Source organism: Brachybacterium halotolerans subsp. kimchii, from assembly GCF_020792675.1.
Classification (GTDB): Bacteria; Actinomycetota; Actinomycetes; order Actinomycetales; family Dermabacteraceae; genus Brachybacterium; species Brachybacterium halotolerans.
Window position 1 is genome coordinate 2,562,910 of record NZ_CP086254.1, and the last position, 17,549, is coordinate 2,580,458.

Genomic DNA, 17,549 nt, shown 5'->3' on the forward strand with positions numbered 1-17,549 from the left:
CCGCTCACCCCTGCTCGATCGCGGCCAGGTGCTCGGGCCGCACCGCGTCGACGTGCGGTGCCGCCTCCTCGTGGTGCTCGACCCAGCGCGCCACGTACGGGCACACGGGCACGATCCGCCGTCCCCCGCGCACCGTCTGCTCGAGGGCCGTGCGGGTGAGGGTCGAGGCGAGCCCCCGGCCCTCGTACTCGTCGAAGACGACGGTGTGGAAGAAGATGCGCTGCGGGGAGTCGGCGCCGTCGACGTCGCGGTACTTCGAGAATCCGGCGTGGTGCTCGCCGACGAACACGTCGAACCGCCCCTTCTCGGGGTTGTCGCGGATGAAGGCGCGATCGGGCGTGTCGTCCTCCTCCGGCGCGGGCGCTGCCGCGTCACGGGCATCTGCCTGCGGCGCGTCGGCCCGCGATACTTCGGCCTGCGGCGCGGTGGGCTCCTCGGGGGTCTGGCTCTCGCTCATCGGGGGTCTCCTTCGTGCGGGTCTGCGGATGGCTCGACGGATGGCCCGCCGGGCGGAGCGGAGGGCTGGCCGGCGGGCCGCCCGGAGGGCTGGCCGATGGGCCGGTCGTCGGGCGCGCCATCGGGCTGAGCGGCCGGAGCGTCCGACCTGCGGGGCCGACGGCGCGGAGCGATGCGGGCGTTCGGAAGCGTCGGCGCGGGCAGGGGAGCGGGCGTGTCCGCGGGGAACGGACCGAAGCGGAGACCGGTCGACGCAGGCGCCGACGGCATCCCGCCCGACGGAGCCTCCGTGTCCTCCCGACCGATCTCGCGCTGCCACTGCGCGCGGAACGCGACGATCTCCTCGTGGGTGCGGCCCACGAAGTTCCACCACATGACGATCTCCTCGGCGAACGGCGGTCCGCCGACGAGGATCAGGCGCGTCGGCTGCTGACCGGCGTCGATTCTCTGCGCGCCGGCGCCCTCGGGGATGTGCGCGAGGTGGTCGCTCGGGATGTCGAGGGCGGCATCGGCGCAGTGCAGGCGCGCGGCGCCCGTGTCCACGAGCAGCCCGTGCTCGAAGGTCGGATCCAGGGCGAGGTCGAGGTGTGCGCCGGCCGGGAGCAGGATCTCGGCGGCGAGAGCGGGGGTGCGGGTCTCGATGGGGGAGGCGAGACACTCGGCGTGGGGCCCGCCCGCGCCTGTCGGCCCCGCGCCCGCGAGCGGCCCGAGATAGGTCCGCACCGCAGCGCCGCCCACCTCGACGAGCGGGGCGACGTGGTGCTGGGAGGCGGGCATGCCGCCGCGCTCGGCGTCGGGCAGCGCGTACCAGAGCTGGACGCCGTGCAGCACGCTCGTGCGCGCGGTCGAGAACTCGGAATGGGAGACGCCGCGGCCCGCGATCATCAGGTTCACCTCGCCCGGGCGCACCGTGTTCGCGAAACCCGTGGAGTCCACGTGGTCGATCTGCCCCTCGAACAGCAGCGTGACCGTCGCGAGGCCCGTGTGCGGATGACGGGGAACCGCCATGCCGCCGGTCGCGGCGACGTCGTCCGGGCCGAAGTGGTCGACGAAGCACCAGGGGCCGATGAGCGAGCGCGCCCGCTGCGGCAGAGTGCGCCGCACGGTCATCGCGCGCGGACCACCCAACGGCACCTCGCGCGGGGTGAGCACGCTCGGCCGGGCGCCCGAGCCCGGGGCCGGGTCGGCGGCGCACAGCAGCTCGCGCGGATGCTTCTCCGTCGTCGACATCGTCGCCTCCCTCTGCCCGTGGGCGCGCTGCGGGACCAGCCTATGCGCGAGCCGCCGCTTTCGGACGCCGACCGGGTCCCGGGTCCGGACGTCGACCGGTTCCCGGGTTCGGACTCCCGGCCGTCGGACCGGCCCGGAGCCGTGTTGCCGGTCGCGGGGCCCGACGGTAGATTCGACGATCAGCCGAGTGAGCCACGGCACCCTCCGCGACGAACCCTCCGAGGAGCGAGATGACTGCCCCATCCGTCGGCCGCCTGCGCGCCGGCAGCACGAACCCTCTGCGCGCCGGCATCATCGGCACCGGCGGGATCTCCCGCGCGCACGCCCCCGGCTGGATCGACGCCGGCGCCGAGCTGCACGCCTTCAGCCTCGAGGGGGCCGACGCCTTCGCCCAGGAGTTCGGCGCGATCGTCCACGAGGACCTCGAGGATCTCCTGGCCGCGGTCGACGTCGTCGACGTCTGCACCCCCACCCCGAGCCACCCGGAGATCGTGCACAGCGCCCTGGACGCCGGCCGCGACGTGGTCTGCGAGAAGCCGCTCGCACTGCGCGCCGAGGATGCCCGTTCGCTGGTCGAGCACGCCGAGCGCGCGGGACGGCTGCTGTTCCCCGCGCACGTGGTGCGCTTCTTCCCGCAGTACGCGGCCGCCGAGCGGGCCATCGAGCGCGGCGCGATCGGCACGCCCGCGGTGCTGCGCTTCGAGCGCACCGGCGCGATGCCGAAGCAGCCCTGGTTCGCCGACGAAACGCGCTCCGGCGGCATCGTCATGGACCAGATGATCCACGACATCGACCAGGCCATCTGGATGGCCGGCCCCGTGACCAGCGTGTTCGCCCAGCAGAACCGGCGCGGCGAAGGCGGCTCCCTGCGCACGGCCCACGTGGTGCTCACCCACGCGGGCGGCGTGATCAGCCACTGCCGCGGCCTCTGGGGCGCACCCGGGACCCGCTTCCACTTCACGTTCTCCCTCGCCGGCGACGCCGGACGCCTCGAGTACGACTCCGCGAGCGGCGACGGCGTCGCCTGGGACGAGGTCGCCTCCTCCCGCGGCGGCTCGGACGGCGGCTACCTGCCCGACGTCTCCGGCATCGCCAGCCCCTACGCCCTCGAGATCAGCGACGCCGTCGCGGCCCTCGAGACCGGCTCCACCCCCCGAGTGACCGGGGCCGACGGCGTCACGGCGGTCGAGATCGCCCTCGCCGCCCTCGAATCCATCGCGACCGGACGGAGGATCGCATGCTGACCGCGCCCCGGCCCCTGCGCATCGCCCTGCTCAGCTGCGCGCACACCCACGCCGCCGGCTACGCGGCGCTCCTGGATGCCCGCGGCGACGTCGACCTCGTCGTCTCCGACCCCGACGGCTTCGGCGACGTGCACGTCTCCGAACGCTCGCGACTCGTCGGCAGCCACGAGGAGGCCCTCGACGCGTGGGCCGACGGCTCGGGAGCGGCCGACGGGGCGGCAGCATCCGACGGGCGGGGCGGCGTGTCCGGCCCCGACGCCGTCGTCGTCACCAGCGCGAACGCGCATCACCGCGACCTCGTCCTCGAGGCCGCCCGACGCGGCGCCCACGTGCTGTGCGAGAAGCCGCTCGCGACCACCGTCGCCGACGCCGAGCAGATGGTCGCCGCCTGCCGCGAAGCCGGCGTGCTGCTCATGACCGCCTTCCCCGTGCACTTCGCCCCGCAGGTCGCCGCGCTGCGCGAGGCCGTCGCGCACGGCAGCCTGGGCGAGGTCGTCGGCGTGACCGGCACCAACAACGGCAAGCTGCCCACGGGGCGCGACTGGTTCACCGACGTCGGCCTCTCCGGCGGCGGCGCCCTCGTCGACCACACGGTGCACATCGCCCAGATCCTCGACTCCGTGTTCGGCGAACCGGAGTCCGTCCACGCGGTCACCAACCGGATCCTGTACGCCGACCGGGCGGGGGAGGGCGCGGAGACGGGAGGCCTCGTCACGCTCACCTACCCCGACGGTCTGGTCGCGACCATCGACTGCTCCTGGTCGCAGCCGGCCGAGGCCCCCACTTGGGGCGGCGTCACCCTCCAGGCCGTGGGCACCGAGGGGCAGCTCGTGATCGACCCGTTCTCGCAGCACGTCGGCGGATTCGGGCAGTGGCTGCCCTACGGCGCCGACCTCGACGCGCTCATGCTCGAGGCGTTCCTCGGAGGCGTGCGCGCCCGCGCGGACGGCACAGGCGCGCGCCCGGACGGAGCCGCCGGCCCGGACGCCCCCGCCCTCCTCGAGCCCAGCGGCGAAACGGGACTGCGCACCGTGCGGGTCGTCGCCGCCGCGCAGGAGTCGGTGGCCACCGGCCAGCCCGTGGCGCTCGCCGCTCTCCGCGGCGCCTGACGCACCCTCGGACCTCGGCTGACGTAGCCTCGGGACGGACCCGTCGACGGCGCCCCGGGCCACCTGCCCACGGGCGCCGTCGTCACCGCCGACCCCCGTGGAGGACACCCCCTTGGCACACGTACCCGCCGAGCTCTCGCGCTCATGGCTGCTGGTCTCCGGACGCCGCGCCGACCAGTTCGACACCGCCTCGCGATCCCGCGCCGACCAGGTCGTGCTCGACATCGAGGACGCGGTCGACCCGCAGCACAAGGCCGAGGCGCGGGCCGACGTGCTCCGCTGGCTCCAGGACGGCGCCGCCTGGGTCCGGATCAACGACCGTGCGAGCGCGTTCTGGGGCGATGACGTCGACGGGCTCGCCGGACTGCCCGGGCTCGAGGGCGTCGTGCTCGCCAAGACCGAGTCGGCCGAGCAGGTCACCGAGACCTTCGAACGGCTCGGCGGCTCCACCCCCGTGGTCGCGCTCGTCGAATCGGCGCTCGGCATCGAGGAGGCGGTCCCGATCGCGCGCGCCCGCGGCGCGTTCCGGCTCGCCTTCGGCAGCGGCGACTACCGCCGCGACACCGGCACCAGCGCCGACGACCTCGCGATGGCATACCCCCGCTCCCGCCTCGTGGTCGCGAGCCGCATCGGCGACCTCCCCGGGCCGATCGACGGGCCGACGGTCGGCTCGAGCCACCCGATCCTGCGCGAGCAGGCGACGACCGCGGTCTCCCTGGGCATGACGGGCAAGCTCTGCCTGGAGCCCGACCAGCTCAGCGTCATCAACGAGACCATCAGCCCCACCCCCTCCGACGTGGAGTGGGCGCGCAGCTTCCTCGCCGACTTCGCCGAGCGCGGGGGCGTGATCCGCGACGGCAGCGACCTGCCCCGCCTGGGCCGTGCCCGTAGGATCGAGCACCTCGCGAGCGCCTTCGGCATCGGCCCCGCCTGAGGGCCTGCGCACTGACCTCCGTGTGGGGTCGCGGTGCGTGCCGGGGCATCCCGAGCCGGTGCGCGAGAGCTCGGGCCGCACGCGTCGTCCGGAGTCACCCCGGGTCGGACACGTCCTGCTCCACCCACTCCGGCTCCACGAGCGTGACGCGCGGCGAGGCGCCCTCCTCGCGCAGCAGCCGGACGAGCTCGCGCACCGCGAGCTCGCTGATCTCCACGCGCCGTGGGTCGATCCGGGGGATCTGCGCGAGCAGGGGGCTGATCTGGGCGAGGTCCTCGTCCGTGAGGGCGAGCAGCAGCAGGTGGGGGTCGTCCAGAGCCCCGCTCGCGGCGGTCGCGAAGAGCACCTCGGTGACGCCGTTCAGGCCGAACACGGCCGTGCGCCGCCCGCCGCGGGCGAGCTCGCGGGCGCGGGCGGGGACGTCGGGCAGCTCGCCGGCGTCCAGGACGACCTCGAGGCCCGCGCCGTCCGCCCGCGCCTTCGTCTGTGCCTGCTCCTCGATGCCGAGCAGGAAGCGAGAGACGTCGTTGCGGTGGCGTCTGTGCCCCGGCTCCCCGAACAGCAGCAGACGCTCGCATCCCTCGTCGGCCGCACGATCCACGACCATCCGGCCCAGACGCTCGAAGTCGAGGTCCACCACGCTCCCGTTGGGGAAGCCCACGGGCTTCCCGATCAGTACGAAGGGCAGGCCCGCCTCGATCACGGCCGCCACGCGCTCGTCGTGGCGTCCGAGCTCCATCAGGATGAGCGCCTCGCACACCCCTGTGCGCACCACACGGTGGATCCCGCGCGCACCCTCCTGGGCGGTGACCAGCAGGATGTCGTAGCCGAAGCGCTGTGCCTCGCGGGCGATCGCGCCCACGAAGCGCATCAGAACCGCATCGTTGCCGTAGGCCTCGGGCACCATCAGCCCGAGCACCCCGCTGCGGCGCGAGCGCAGGGCGCGGGCACCGGAGTTCGGGTGGTAGCCGAGCTTCTCGATGGCCTCCTCGACCCGTCGGCGCGTGGCGGCAGAGATCGGGCGGGAACCGGTGAGCACATAGCTGACGGTGCTCTGGGAGACGCCCGCCAGGCGTGCGACGTCCTGGCTCGTCGGCGCACTCCTCCTCACCGCCGCACCCCCTCCGCTCATGCCTCACACGGCTCCACCACCTGCGCTCCCAGTGTTCCACGACTCCAGTGCGCTGCTGCGGCCGTCGGCACGATCCAGGTCTCGCGCCGCCGTGAGCGCCTCGTCCATGACCTCGGCGAGAGCAACGGTGCGGCCGTCCCCGGCGGAGCGGACAGCCGCCTCGACGATCGCCTGGGTCCAGACGTTCTCGTGCACCTCCGACTCGGGCGTCGTGCCCTCGCGCAGCGCCGCGCAGAACGCGGCGAGCGAGGAGTCGAGCTCCCACAGGGCGTCGGCCGCAGGGACCCGACCGGGGATCTCGCGGCCGTCCTCCCGCGTGGCCGACGGAGGGTTCTCGCCGTCCCAGGCGACGGTGCCGTGCGGGCAGCTGAGCGACCACTCGCCGTTCCAGCTGGTCTCTCGGCCCGGCGAGCACCACGAGCCCGCGTAGGTGTGCACGGCGCCGGAGTCGAAGCGGATCGTGACCGTTGCCGCCGCATCTCCGTCGTACCAGCTCCACGGCGGGTTGCTGGAGACAGCGGTGACGGACTCGGGGGTGCCGGCGACGAGCACGCGGGCCGCGTCGAAGGCATGGATGGCCATGTCCACGATCAGCGGCTGCGCCATCTCCTCGCGGAAGCCCCCGAAGCGCGGGGCGCGCGAGAAGCGGGTGGCGACGATGCCCGCGCCGCCCAGCTCACCCGCGAGCCGGGCGGCCTCCCGCAGGTGCGGGTTGTGGCGGCGCGACTGGGAGACCATGAACAGCCTGCCCGTGGACTCGGCGTGCCCGGCGAGCGAGAGCGCCTGCGCGAGGGTCGCCGCGCACGGCTTCTCGCCGAGCACCGGGTACCCGGCGTGCAGCGCATCCGCCGTCACGGCGTGGTGGGCGGCGGGGATCGTCACGTCGATGATCGCCCGCGCCCCGGCCGCGCGGGCGACCTCGAGGGCGTCGGTGCCGGTGCGGACGGCGTCCCGCTCGTCGGCCGGCACGAGCTCCGCGACGGCGCCGGCGGCCGCCCCGTCGATCACGTCGGCCACGCCCACCAGGCGCGCATCGCGCGAGCGCAGCACGGTGGAGATCCATGCCCTGCCCATCCCGCCGGCGCCGACGACGACCACGGGCAGCCTTCCCGTGCCCTGTGCTCGGGGCTCCGTCTGCGCCATCACGCGCCCTTCCCCGCCGCCTCGGCGTCGCCCACGCCCTGGCCGCCGTCGCCGGTGAGGAACCAGTCGGTGGGGTAGCGGTCCAGGAAGGGCACCTCGCGGTCCGCGGTCGCGGGCCGCGCCCAGTCCACGCCGTTGGCGATCACGCGGCGCACATGGGGGTGCTGGTAGACCGGGTAGTCCTGGTCGCCGGGGGAGAAGTAGAAGATCTTGCCCTTGCCGCGGCGGAAGCAGCAGCCGGAGCGGAACACCTCGCCCCCGCTGAAGGAGGAGACGAACACGAGCTCGTCGGGCACGGGGATGTCGAAGTGCTCGCCGTACATCTCCTGCTCGTCGATGACGATCGGGTGCGGGACGCCGGCGGCGATCGGGTGCGAGGGGTTCACGGTCCACACCAGCTCGCGGTCGCGCTCGTTGCGCCAGCGCAGGGTGCATGTCGTGCCCATCAGGCGCGTGAACGGCTTGGACCAGTGCCCGGAGTGCAGTACCACGAGTCCCATGCCGGCGAGCACGTGGCGCTGGACCCGCTCGGCGACCTCGTCGCTGACCTCGTCGTGCGCCATGTGGCCCCACCAGGTGAGCACGTCGGTCGCGGCGAGCACCTCCTCGCTGAGCCCGTGCTCGGGATCGTCCAGCAGGGCGATCCGGGTGGTCACGGACCCGCCGAGGTTCTCAGCGACGGCGTCGCGGATGGCGGCGTGCATGCCCTCGGGGTAGTTCTCGCGCACGCGGGCGTCGCGCTGCTCGTGGCGGTTCTCGCCCCAGACGGTCACGCGCAGCGGGCGGGCGGCGGACGTCGGGGAAGCGGGGGCGGTGGTAGTCATCGGTGTCCTCTCGGGGTGGGGTCGTGGTGATGCGGGGCGCGGGGCGCCAGGCGCTGCGGATTGGGGCGCGGGGCGCGGTGGGGTCACTTCACGGCGCCTCCTGTGGCGCCCGCGGCGATGTACTTCTGGGCCGCGATCATCAGCACCACGGCGGGGACGGAGGACATCACGGCCGTCGCCATCACGGCGCTCCAGTCGGTGTCGTTGGTGCCGATGTAGGTGTAGAGCCCCAGCGTGACCGGGCGGATGGTCTCGCCGGTGGTCAGCGTCAGCGCCATCAGGAAGTCGCTCCACGCGAAGAGGAACGAGAAGATCCCGGCCGTGATCAGAGAGTTCCGGCTCACGGGCAGCACGATCGAGACGAAGGCGCGCAGGTGCCCGCAGCCGTCCACGCGCGCCGCCTCGACGATCGAGGTCGGGAAGGTCTCGAGGTAGGCGCGCATGATGAGGATCGAGAAGGGGATGCCCTGGGTCGCGTCGGCCAGGATCAGGCCGGGGATCGAGTTGATCAGTCCAAGCGGCGTGTACGCGGTGTAGAGGGCGTTCGCGATCACGATCCCAGGGATCATCTGGCTGATGAGCACCAGGAACACGAGCACCGCGGTGCCGCGGATGCGGAACTGGGCGAGGGCGTAGGCGCACGGGGCGGCGATGACCAGCGAGAGGATCGCCGCGCCCACGGCGACCACGAGCGAGGTCAGCAGGTTCTGCCCCTGGTCCGCGAAGGCGCGGGCGTATCCGCCGACGTCGGGGTGCAGGGGCAGCAGGCCAGTATTCAGGCTGTTGCCCTGCGGGGCGAGAGAGGCGTTGACCATCCAGTAGACGGGGAACAGCATGATCGCGACGAGCACGATGCCGATGCCGGTGTGGACCAGGCCGCGCGGGGCGCGGGCGCCCCGTCGCGCCGGGGCGGGGGAGGTGCGGGGTGCGGTGGAAGCGGTCATGGCGGTCATCCGTTCTTCGCGGCGCGCGCGTTCGCCCGCAGGTAGACGACGGAGAAGAGCAGGGCGATGAGGATCAGGACGTTGCTGAGCGCGGCGCCCTGGCCGAAGTCGAACTCGAGGAAGCTGAGCTCGTAGCTGCGGGTCGCGAGGGTCTGCGTCGCGTTCGCGGGGCCGCCGCCGGTGAGGCCGATGATCAGGTCGAGGACCTTGATCGTGTAGATGACGCCCAGCAGCAGCACGACGCTGACCACGGGCCGCAGCAGCGGCAGCGTGATGTGGCGGAAGGCCTTCCAGCCGGTCGCGCCGTCGAGCTGGCCGGCTTCGTAGAGCTCCTCCGGGATCGCCTGCAGCCCGCTGTACAGCAGCGCCACGTTGAAGGGGATCCCCAGCCAGATGTTCACCATGATCACGGCGACCAGCGCCGTGTCGGAGCTGGTCAGCCAGCCGATGGGCGCGGAGATCAGGCCGATGGACTCGAGGAAGCGGTTCAGCACGCCGCTGTCCTGCTCGAGGATCCACCGCCACACCGCCGCGGAGACGATCATCGGCAGCAGCCACGGCAGCAGCAGGAGCGATCGCAGCACGCCGGAGAGCGGGAAGTGCTTGCGGAAGTAGAGCGAGAGGCCCAGTCCGATGACGAACTGGCCGATGATCGAGCCCACGGTGAACAGGCCCGTGTTCGCGAGGGCCTTGAGGAAGATCGGGTTCGACAGTGCGGTCGCGTAGTTGTCGAGGCCGACGAACGGGGCGCTGCCGTTGAAGAACGTCGAGAAGTCGTAGGCCTGGAAGCTCATGACGACGTTCTTCACGATCGGGTACCCGTAGAACAGGAGCAGGTAGAGGACCGCCGGTGCGATGAACGCGTAGCGCACGAGGAAGCCCTCGCCGCCCCGTCGTCGACGTCGCCCGGGGCGCGCGGGCGACGCGCCGTCGGCGGTGGAGGCGCGGGGCGCGGGCCGGTTCCCGCGGGGGCCGACGGAGGTGAGTCCGTCGGCGCTGGAAGCGGTGGATGTACTGGTCATGGCGTGGCTCCTCGTCTCAGCTCACGGTCCGGGCGGCCTCGTCGAAGGCTTTCGCCGGATCGGTGTCGTCGACCAGGACCTCCTGGTTCGCGGTATAGATCGCCTTGGCGGTGCGCGGCCACTCGGGCCCGAGCTCGCCGGTGCGGGCGCGGGCGGTGGAGACCTGCTCGACGAAGGTCGCGAGGTCGGGGTGCTCGCCCGCGAACTGCTCGGCGGTCGCGGCGTGGCCGGGGATGGTGCTGCGGGCGGTGCCCATGCGCAGCTGGTTCTCGGGGGCGACGAAGGCCCGGAGGAGCTTCGCCGCGTTGCGCTGCTTCTCCTCGTCGCCGGTCGCGGGGACCGTCCAGACCTCGCCGCCGAGCGGCGCGATCGACTCGGCGCCGGAGCGGGGGACCGGGAGCGTGACCACGTCCCACTCCAGATCGGGGGTGTCGGCCTGCAGCCCCGCGATGTTCCAGGGACCGTTGACGACCATCGCCGCCTTCCCCGCCTTGAACTGGTCCATCGCATCGCCCTGTCCCCAGTTGACGACCGACCGGGACGCGGAGCCGTCCTGCAGGAGCTGGGACCAGAACTCCGCGGCGCCCGCCACCTCGGGGGTCGCCAGGTCCTTCTCGTCGCCGCCGTTGGACCACATGAACGGCATGAACTGGAAGGTTCCTTCGTAGGTGGCGATCGCCGAGAAGGCGATCCCGTAGGTGCCGTCGCCGGTGAGGGCGCGCGCCGCCTCCCGGGTCTCCTCCCAGGTGGTGGGCGGGTCGATCCCGGCCTTCTCGAGCATCGGCACGTTGAAGAACAGGGCGATCGTGTTGACCGTGGGGGCGATCCCGTACAGCGTCCCGTCGAGCATCCCCAGATCGGCGATCGACGGGGTGAATCCCTCGGTCGAGAACCCGTACTGCTCGAGCGGCGCGAGGGCGCCGGAGGCGGCGAGCTGCGGCAGGTCCGGGTTGTCGAGCATGAGGATGTCCGGGAGCGTCTTCGAGGACCCCATCTGCAGGACCTTGGGGATGAGCTGGTCGCCGGGGACCTTCTCGCGGCTGAAGGTGAGCCCCAGGTCCTTCGCGCTCTTCGTGAAGGTCTCCTCGATGACGACGTCGTCGGCCGGGGTGTTGTAGTAGTCGACGATCCGCAGGGAGGTCGGATCCGAGGAGGACGAGGATCCGCAGCCCGCGAGGCCGAGAGCCGCGGGGGCGAGAAGGGCGCCGAGGGCGCGACGGGAGAGTCGAAGGGGCGCGATGCGCTCGGAGCGTGGTCCCGGTTTCGCGATCGAGGTCATGGTGGGGTCTCTCGTTCTCCAAGGCATCATCGATACGAATCGACAATGACGATCGACGGCGGCGGCGAGCAGTGTGGAGTGACGTGTCACGCGAGCGGCGACGGTGCGCACTCGGATGACTGCCGACAATCATGCAGTTCTCAGCGTGGTTTGGCAAGGGGGCATCGGAGATCTGGAGTGGTCGGGGTGCGAGGGGGAGTGCCCGCCCGTGCCGCGCGGGCCACTGTGGGCAGCGCGCATATCGATTCGAATCGGCTGATCCCGGGCCGGCCATGTCGGGCGACGCGCGTATGAACAGACGGAGGCCGGGCGCGATCGTGACGGGGCGGGCCTCGCGGGCCCCCTTAGAGTGATCCTCGCCGTGAGGTGCCCAGCGGAGGCCCGCGGCGCACGCGCTGCCCAGCAGCGCCGTGCGGGGTCGACGAGAACGAGGTGCGTGTGGGTCGAGACAGTGGGTCCCGAGCACTCGCGCTGTCCCCGGGGCGGCCGCTCGGCCTCGGGATCGACGATCGCGTCGACGAGTTCGCCCGTCTCCTGCGCGAGGCGCCCCTGGACGACATCGGGGCGGAGGGGCGCGAGTGGCTGCGCTCCCGATACGAGGAGATCGTGCCGCTGGTGCTGCCCGCGGCGCTGCGTTCGGTGGAGCACGGCGTGCCGGTGGACCCCGAGGCCCTGACGGCTCTGCGGCGCGCAGCGGCACGGAGTGCCCGGGACCCGGGGTGCGAGGTGGGGGTCGTCCTGCGCGGCGCCCTTCCCGCGCTGAGGGTGTTCTCCCTCGTGGTGCGGTCCGTCTCGAGCGCGGCGGATCAGCCCACGCTCCTGGCGATGAGCCGTGCGTCCTTCGTCGCCCACGAGCTCGGGACCTGCTGGGCGGAGGCATGGTGGGCGCGGCGATCCGCGCACGCTCCGACCCCGGAGATCGTCGATTACGGGACGGCGGACGAGGTCGAGCTCGTGAGCGGCTCCTCGGACCTCGACGAGAGCGACGAGAAGATCCTCTCGCTCGCTGCGCGCGGACTGTCCACCGAGCGGATCTCGCGGGCCACGGCCTACAGCAGGCAGGCGGTGGCCTGGCACCTGGGGCGGCTCATGAAGGCGTGCAGGACGCCGAACCGCACAGCGCTCGTCGCGTTCGCCTTCGCCAAGGGGTGGCTGAGGCATCGGCCGGCCCCGGGAGTGGCCCGGGTCCTTCCTCGCTCCGACGGAGCAGAGCGGGGCCCCGGAGAGGAGAGCTCCGGGACCCCGCCTGCGGATCCGCGCCGAGGCGCGAGGGGATCCGAGCAGCGGATCAGCCGTCGTTGATGCTCATGGTGTGCTCGTCCACGCGGTTCACGTCGCCCTGGGCGCCCCAGTTCAGCCAGCCGCCGTCACCGTTGTTGGTGATCTTCCCGGGGCCCTTGAACCAGTAGATGACGTAGTTGCCGTCCTTGATGTCGATGTTCTCGGCATTGGCGATATCGCCCTCGACGTTGATGTCCTGGTCCTTGTTGACCACGGCGACCGTCAGGCGATCGGGGTTCGCGTCGTTGTAGTAGCCGACGTCGAGAGCGGCCCGCAGGGCCCCGCTGCGGTCGTCCTCGTTGTTGACCGCGTCCTTGATGGCGTTGCCGATCGCGACGGGGTCGAGGCTGACATCGGCGCCTGCGCTCACCTCCGCGGACGCGCCCGCGTTCGGGGCGGGTGCGGCCTGCGCCGCCTGGGCGGGGAGTACGGCGCCGGTGAGGACGGCCCCGGCCATCGCCGTGCCGGCGAGCAGCTTCACGGTCTTCGAGCGGAATGCGTTCATGGTGCTCTCCTTCTCAGGGACGTGGCCTCGGCGTCGTCGACGGCGGAGGCCGGTGTGTGCTGTCACGGAACAGCCTGAGCGGAGCCGCACGTCCGGGTCCACGTGCGGGGCCCAATCTTGGGCGATCGTCTGACGGACGTCGGGCGCTGTCCGACATCGGGGGATTCCCCCGGCGGGGCGCTGGGTACGCTCCGCCGGCACACCCCGGCCCCCTCAGCCCGGAGCGACGCTCGATCTCCCCTCCGCGCCCTCGTCGACGGTCGGCTCCCCGCCCTCGGCGCCCCGTGACCGTGTGCTGCGCGCCAGCACCACCATGAGCAGTGCGGAGAGCAGCATGAAGAAGCCGACCAGGAACATGGGCGCTTCGTAGCCGCCGGTCCAGTCGTGGACCGCGCCGGTGATGTACGGGGCGCTGAAGCCGCCGAGGTTGCCGAGCGTGTTGATGAGCGCGACGCCCGCAGCCGCCGCGGCGCCGGTGAGGAACTGGGTGGGCAGCGTCCAGAAGTTCGGCAGCGCCGCGAAGATCGCGCAGGCGGTGACGGTGATGACGGCGATCGTCAGCGCCGGCGACCCCGCGTACAGCGCGAGCGGGATCGACACGCCGCCCACCAGGGCGGGCACGGCGATGTGCCAGGACTTCAGGCCGTTCCGGCTCGCGTGGCGCGACCAGAAGTACATGACGACGGCGGCGGGAAGATAGGGGATCGCCGTGATGAGGCCCTTGGCGAGCACCCCGAAGGACTGGCCCGACTGGTCCTGGAAGCCCTCGATGATCGTGGGCAGGAAGAACGCGAGGGCGTAGAGGCCGTAGATGAAGCCGAAGTAGATGATCGACAGCATCCACACGCGTCCGCTGCGGAAGGCGAAGCGCGCCGGGACGTGCCCCGTGCCCTCGCTCTTCGCGCTCGATTCGGCGCGCAGGGAGTCCGTGAGCCACTCCTGCTCGGCGCGGGTCAGCCACGTCGCGTCGGCCGGCCTGTCCTTGAGGTAGAAGAGCGCGGCGATGCCGATGATGATCGCGGGCAGGCCCACGCCCAGGAACATCACGCGCCACCCGGCGAGGCCGAACAGCCCGTGCTGCTGGATCAGCAGGCCCGCGAGCGGGGCGCCGATCACCGTGGTGAGCGGCTGCGCGAGGTAGAAGAGCATGAGGATGCGCCCGCGGTACGCCGAGGGCACCCACAGGCTCAGGAGCAGGATCGCGCCGGGGAAGAAGCCGGCCTCGGCGACGCCCAGCAGGAAACGCAGCACCGTGAGCGAGGTGAAGCCCTGCACCCAGGTGAAGGCGACCGCGACGACGCCCCAGCTGATCATGATGCGGGCCAGCCAGATGCGAGCCCCGAAGCGGTGGAGCGCCAGGTTGGAGGGGATCTCCAGCAGGATGTAGCCGATGAAGAACACCCCGGAGGCGAAGCCGAACTGCGCCGCGGAGAGCGCGAGGTCGTCGTTCATGCCGTTGGGGGAGGCGAAGCCGATGGCCGTGCGGTCCAGGTAGTTGATGAAGAACATCAGCGCGACGAACGGGACCAGGCGCACCGAGACCTTGCGGATCGCCGATCGGGCGACGGCCGAGTCGGCGACGGACGGGGAAGCGGGCGCTCCGGGCGATGCCCCGGAGGAGGATGCGGTCACGGTGACTCCTGTGTCGGTGTGAGCGTCGGCGCGGACGGGCCGCGATGCCTGACGTCGGTCCGCTATAGTGTGGCAAACCGGTTGACCAATCGCAAGGTCGGTCGACGGGTGGGGCGTCGCCTCGAACCGCCTGCCCGCTTTTCCTATAGGATTATTCGACACGGGTCCTGGTACCCGTCCCTGACCACGCCCACGCAGCCGTGAGAGCGGCCCTTCCTGGAGGATCCACGATGACGTATCTCTTCGACGAGCCGAGCGAGTTCGCGGCGGACGCGGTGGCGGGGCTGGTGGCTTCGCAGCCGGGATTGATGCAGGTCCATGGGGGAGTGGTCCGGTCCGCGCCGACGCCGGCGGGTCAGCCGGCGCTGGTGATCGGCGGCGGCTCGGGGCACTACCCGGCGTTCGCGGGCTGGGTGGGTCCGGGGATGGCGCATGGTGCGCCGTGCGGGAACGTGTTCGCCTCGCCGTCGGCCTCGCAGGTGTACTCGATCGCGCGGAACGCGGAGAATGGCGGCGGGGTGATCCTGGGCTTCGGGAACTATGCCGGGGACGTGCTGCATTTCGGGCTGGCGGCGGAGAAGCTGCGCGCGGACGGGATCGATGTGCGGATCGTGAAGGTCAGCGATGACATCGCCTCGAACACCCCGCAGAACCATCGGGACCGTCGCGGCATCGCCGGTGACCTGCCGGTCTTCAAGATCGTGGGCGCGGCGATCGAGGCGGGCGCGGATCTGGAGGCGGCCGAGCAGGTCGCGATCCGTGCGAACGATGCGACCCGCTCGTTCGGGGTCGCGTTCGCCGGCTGCACCCTGCCGGGCGCGGACGCGCCCCTGTTCCACGTCGAGGACGGCCAGATGGCCGTCGGCCTAGGGATCCATGGCGAGCCGGGGGTGCGGGACGTGCCGCTGGGCAGTGCGCGCGAGGTCGCGGCGATGCTGGTCGACGGCGTCCTCGCCGAAGAGCCGGACCGTGTCGCAGACGGCGACGGCGGGTATCGGGGCCGGGCGGCGGTCATCGTCAACGGGCTCGGGACGGTGAAGTACGAAGAGCTGTGTGTGGTCTATGGGCATGTGGCGCGGATGCTCACGCAGCGGGGGATCACGCCGGTGCGTCCGGAGGTCGGCGAGCACGTGACGAGTCTGGACATGGCCGGCCTGTCGCTGACGGTCGTGTTCCTGGATCAGGAGCTCGAGGAGTTCTGGCTGGCGCCCGTGGACACGCCCGCGTTCCACCGCGGCGCGATGCCCGCGCGGGATGCGGCCGACAGTGCCGGCGCTTCCGGTGTGGGCGCGGCCGACGGTGTCTCTGTCGGCGCGGCCGACGGTGCCGCGTCGGTGGGTGCAGTGCGGTGGGAGCCGGGGGTGGATCCGATCCCGCAGGCGAGCGAGGAGTCCCGGGCTGCGGGGCGCAGGATCAGCGGTGTGCTGGACCTGTTCGAGGCCGTGTGCGCGCGGGAGGAGGCCGAGCTGGGGCGGATCGATGCGATCGCCGGGGATGGCGACCACGGTCAGGGCATGGTCTTCGGGTCCAAGGGGGCGGCGGAGGCTGCACGTAGCGCGGTGGCTGATGGTGCGGGTGCGCGCACGGTCCTGGTGCATGCGGGCGAGGCGTGGTCCGAGGCGGCCGGCGGCACGTCGGGCGCGCTGTGGGGTGCGGCGCTGATCGCGGCCGGCGGCACCGTGTCCGACGGTGCGGGCGTGCAGGGGTCGCAGGTCGTGGATGCGCTGGTCGCGGGCGTGGACACGGTCGGGCGTCTGGGTGGGGCGGTCGAGGGCGACAAGACGATGATGGACGCTGCCCTGCCCTTCCGTCGGGTCCTGCTCGAGACGTTCGACGGGACGGATGCGGCGGCGGCGATCTCGTCGGCGGCTGCGGCGGCGCGTGAGGCGGCGGAGGCGACCGCGTCGATCACCGCGACCAAGGGCCGTGCCCGCGTGCTCGGCGAGAAGTCTGTGGGCACCCCGGACCCCGGTGCCCTGTCCTTCTCCATCCTCATGGACGAGCTCGGAGCGCACCTGCGCTGACGGAGGGGCGCGGGACGGTCGGACGTCCGCGCGCGTGGCACCGGTCGCTGTCTCGGACATGCGGTGCGACGGGTACCGGTCCGAGGCCCCCGGTCCGATCACTCCTCGGCGGCGTCGGCCATCGCTCCCGAGCGCTCGCGCACGCCCTCGAGGTGGCGCCGCAGCGCCTCGAGCGCACCGTCATGGTTGTGCTCGGCGATCCGGGCCAGGATCGCCTCGTGCTCGGTGATGGCCTCGGCGGCATCGATCTGCTCGGGGCCCTCCGACCAGGTCTGGCGCATGCGATGGCCATGAGTGTTCAGGACTTCGCGCATCGACCCGAGATAGTGGTTGCCGGCGTGCGTGAACAGGGCCTCGTGGAAGGCGGCGTCGGCGTCGAAGTACTCGTGCAGCAACGAGTAGTCGGGCTCGCCGGCGACGGCGATCCGGTCGGCGATCGCGGTGTGCGCGGCATGGGCGGCGCGCAGGTCCTCCAGCAGCGCCTCCCAGTCGTGGAAGGCGCGGGTGAAGGCGGCGGTCTCGAGGATGAGGCGCGCGTCGATGAGCTCGTCGATCTGCTCGGCGCTCAGCGGCGGTGCGACCACGAAGCCCTTGAGGGCCTTGTACTCGATGAGCCCGGAGCGCTCGAGCGCGACCAGTGCCTCGCGCACCGGCGTGGGGGAGACCTCGAGCTCGCGGGCGAGGCCGTCGATGCTCAGCCGCGACCCGGGGCGCCAATTGCCCTGTACGAGACGGTTCTGGATGCCCTCCTGCACGTCCGCCCGCAGCACCTGCCGCTTGCTCGCCATGG

16 protein-coding genes are annotated in these 17,549 nt (G+C 72.3%); 5 read left to right on the plus strand and 11 right to left on the minus strand.

Annotated elements, in window-relative coordinates; all coding sequences use genetic code 11:
• Positions 1–4 precede the first annotated feature (4 nt).
• Positions 5–457 (minus strand): GNAT family N-acetyltransferase, encoded by a 453-nt coding sequence (locus Bra3105_RS11560; protein WP_228356837.1) that lies wholly within the window; start codon positions 455–457, stop codon positions 5–7.
• Positions 454–1,686, minus strand: a complete 1,233-nt coding sequence (locus Bra3105_RS11565; protein ID WP_228356838.1) for a pirin family protein — start codon at positions 1,684–1,686, stop codon at positions 454–456. Before Bra3105_RS11565 ends, Bra3105_RS11560 begins: the two co-directional genes overlap by 4 nt.
• A 230-nt stretch (positions 1,687–1,916) precedes the next feature.
• On the opposite strand from Bra3105_RS11565, the gene Bra3105_RS11570 reads away from it, so the two are divergent.
• From Bra3105_RS11570 to Bra3105_RS11580, 3 genes are all read left to right on the plus strand, one after another.
• Positions 1,917–2,930 carry a Gfo/Idh/MocA family protein gene (locus Bra3105_RS11570; RefSeq protein ID WP_228356839.1) on the plus strand — a complete coding sequence of 338 codons (1,014 nt, stop codon included), beginning with the start codon at positions 1,917–1,919 and terminating at the stop codon, positions 2,928–2,930.
• Positions 2,924–4,039, plus strand: a complete 1,116-nt coding sequence (locus Bra3105_RS11575; protein ID WP_228356840.1) for a Gfo/Idh/MocA family protein — start codon at positions 2,924–2,926, stop codon at positions 4,037–4,039. The genes Bra3105_RS11570 and Bra3105_RS11575 overlap by 7 nt, the downstream gene beginning before the upstream one ends.
• A gap of 112 nt (positions 4,040–4,151) precedes the next feature.
• The gene (locus Bra3105_RS11580; protein WP_228356841.1) at positions 4,152–4,973 is read left to right on the plus strand and encodes an HpcH/HpaI aldolase/citrate lyase family protein; all 822 of its coding nucleotides are present in this window, start codon (positions 4,152–4,154) and stop codon (positions 4,971–4,973) included.
• Between the two features lie 94 nt (positions 4,974–5,067).
• On the opposite strand, the gene Bra3105_RS11585 is transcribed toward Bra3105_RS11580, so the two are convergent.
• The 6 genes from Bra3105_RS11585 to Bra3105_RS11610 all read right to left on the minus strand — a co-directional run bounded on the left by Bra3105_RS11585 (position 5,068) and on the right by Bra3105_RS11610 (position 11,317).
• Positions 5,068–6,084, minus strand: coding sequence for a LacI family DNA-binding transcriptional regulator (locus Bra3105_RS11585; RefSeq protein WP_228356842.1), 1,017 nt, complete (start codon positions 6,082–6,084; stop codon positions 5,068–5,070).
• 24 nt (positions 6,085–6,108) lie between these two features.
• Positions 6,109–7,248: a Gfo/Idh/MocA family protein gene (locus Bra3105_RS11590; RefSeq protein ID WP_228356843.1), complete on the minus strand. Its 1,140-nt coding sequence runs from the start codon at positions 7,246–7,248 to the stop codon at positions 6,109–6,111.
• A complete protein-coding gene (locus tag Bra3105_RS11595; protein WP_228356844.1) occupies positions 7,248–8,072 on the minus strand; it encodes a ThuA domain-containing protein in 825 nt (274 codons plus the stop codon). Before Bra3105_RS11595 ends, Bra3105_RS11590 begins: the two co-directional genes overlap by 1 nt.
• Before the next feature lie 83 nt (positions 8,073–8,155).
• Entirely contained in the window at positions 8,156–9,016 is an 861-nt protein-coding gene (locus Bra3105_RS11600; protein WP_228356845.1) for a carbohydrate ABC transporter permease, read from the minus strand.
• A gap of 5 nt (positions 9,017–9,021) precedes the next feature.
• Positions 9,022–10,038: a carbohydrate ABC transporter permease gene (locus tag Bra3105_RS11605; RefSeq protein ID WP_228356846.1), complete on the minus strand. Its 1,017-nt coding sequence runs from the start codon at positions 10,036–10,038 to the stop codon at positions 9,022–9,024.
• 16 nt (positions 10,039–10,054) lie between these two features.
• Positions 10,055–11,317, minus strand: a complete 1,263-nt coding sequence (locus Bra3105_RS11610) for an extracellular solute-binding protein (RefSeq protein WP_228356847.1) — start codon at positions 11,315–11,317, stop codon at positions 10,055–10,057.
• A 438-nt stretch (positions 11,318–11,755) separates the two neighbouring features.
• Here Bra3105_RS11610 and Bra3105_RS11615 point away from each other — a divergent pair, with 438 nt between their 5' ends.
• Positions 11,756–12,619: a helix-turn-helix transcriptional regulator gene (locus Bra3105_RS11615; protein WP_228356848.1), complete on the plus strand. Its 864-nt coding sequence runs from the start codon at positions 11,756–11,758 to the stop codon at positions 12,617–12,619.
• On the opposite strand, the gene Bra3105_RS11620 is transcribed toward Bra3105_RS11615, so the two are convergent.
• Both Bra3105_RS11620 and Bra3105_RS11625 read right to left on the minus strand, forming a co-directional pair.
• A complete protein-coding gene (locus Bra3105_RS11620) occupies positions 12,606–13,103 on the minus strand; it encodes a hypothetical protein (RefSeq protein ID WP_228356849.1) in 498 nt (165 codons plus the stop codon). The genes Bra3105_RS11615 and Bra3105_RS11620 overlap by 14 nt on opposite strands.
• A 213-nt stretch (positions 13,104–13,316) precedes the next feature.
• On the minus strand, positions 13,317–14,735 hold the full coding sequence (locus Bra3105_RS11625; RefSeq protein ID WP_407650878.1) for an MFS transporter: 1,419 nt from the start codon (positions 14,733–14,735) through the stop codon (positions 13,317–13,319).
• Positions 14,736–14,965: 230 nt separating this feature from the next.
• Between Bra3105_RS11625 and Bra3105_RS11630 the strand changes: the two genes are divergently transcribed.
• Positions 14,966–16,759 carry a dihydroxyacetone kinase family protein gene (locus Bra3105_RS11630; protein ID WP_228356850.1) on the plus strand — a complete coding sequence of 598 codons (1,794 nt, stop codon included), beginning with the start codon at positions 14,966–14,968 and terminating at the stop codon, positions 16,757–16,759.
• 98 nt (positions 16,760–16,857) lie between these two features.
• Here Bra3105_RS11630 and Bra3105_RS11635 read toward each other — a convergent pair whose 3' ends face one another.
• Positions 16,858–17,547: a GntR family transcriptional regulator gene (locus Bra3105_RS11635; RefSeq protein ID WP_228356851.1), complete on the minus strand. Its 690-nt coding sequence runs from the start codon at positions 17,545–17,547 to the stop codon at positions 16,858–16,860.
• Between the last annotated feature and the right edge of the window lie 2 nt (positions 17,548–17,549).

Coding starts and splice junctions, on each gene's coding strand:
- Bra3105_RS11560 (WP_228356837.1), bottom strand. CDS start 457: ATGAGCGAGAGCCAGACCCCCGAGGAGCCCACCGCGCCGCAGGCCGAA.
- Bra3105_RS11565 (WP_228356838.1), bottom strand. CDS start 1,686: ATGTCGACGACGGAGAAGCATCCGCGCGAGCTGCTGTGCGCCGCCGAC.
- Bra3105_RS11570 (WP_228356839.1), top strand. CDS start 1,917: ATGACTGCCCCATCCGTCGGCCGCCTGCGCGCCGGCAGCACGAACCCT.
- Bra3105_RS11575 (WP_228356840.1), top strand. CDS start 2,924: ATGCTGACCGCGCCCCGGCCCCTGCGCATCGCCCTGCTCAGCTGCGCG.
- Bra3105_RS11590 (WP_228356843.1), bottom strand. CDS start 7,248: ATGGCGCAGACGGAGCCCCGAGCACAGGGCACGGGAAGGCTGCCCGTG.
- Bra3105_RS11595 (WP_228356844.1), bottom strand. CDS start 8,072: ATGACTACCACCGCCCCCGCTTCCCCGACGTCCGCCGCCCGCCCGCTG.
- Bra3105_RS11600 (WP_228356845.1), bottom strand. CDS start 9,016: ATGACCGCTTCCACCGCACCCCGCACCTCCCCCGCCCCGGCGCGACGG.
- Bra3105_RS11605 (WP_228356846.1), bottom strand. CDS start 10,038: ATGACCAGTACATCCACCGCTTCCAGCGCCGACGGACTCACCTCCGTC.
- Bra3105_RS11610 (WP_228356847.1), bottom strand. CDS start 11,317: ATGACCTCGATCGCGAAACCGGGACCACGCTCCGAGCGCATCGCGCCC.
- Bra3105_RS11620 (WP_228356849.1), bottom strand. CDS start 13,103: ATGAACGCATTCCGCTCGAAGACCGTGAAGCTGCTCGCCGGCACGGCG.
- Bra3105_RS11630 (WP_228356850.1), top strand. CDS start 14,966: ATGACGTATCTCTTCGACGAGCCGAGCGAGTTCGCGGCGGACGCGGTG.
- Bra3105_RS11635 (WP_228356851.1), bottom strand. CDS start 17,547: ATGGCGAGCAAGCGGCAGGTGCTGCGGGCGGACGTGCAGGAGGGCATC.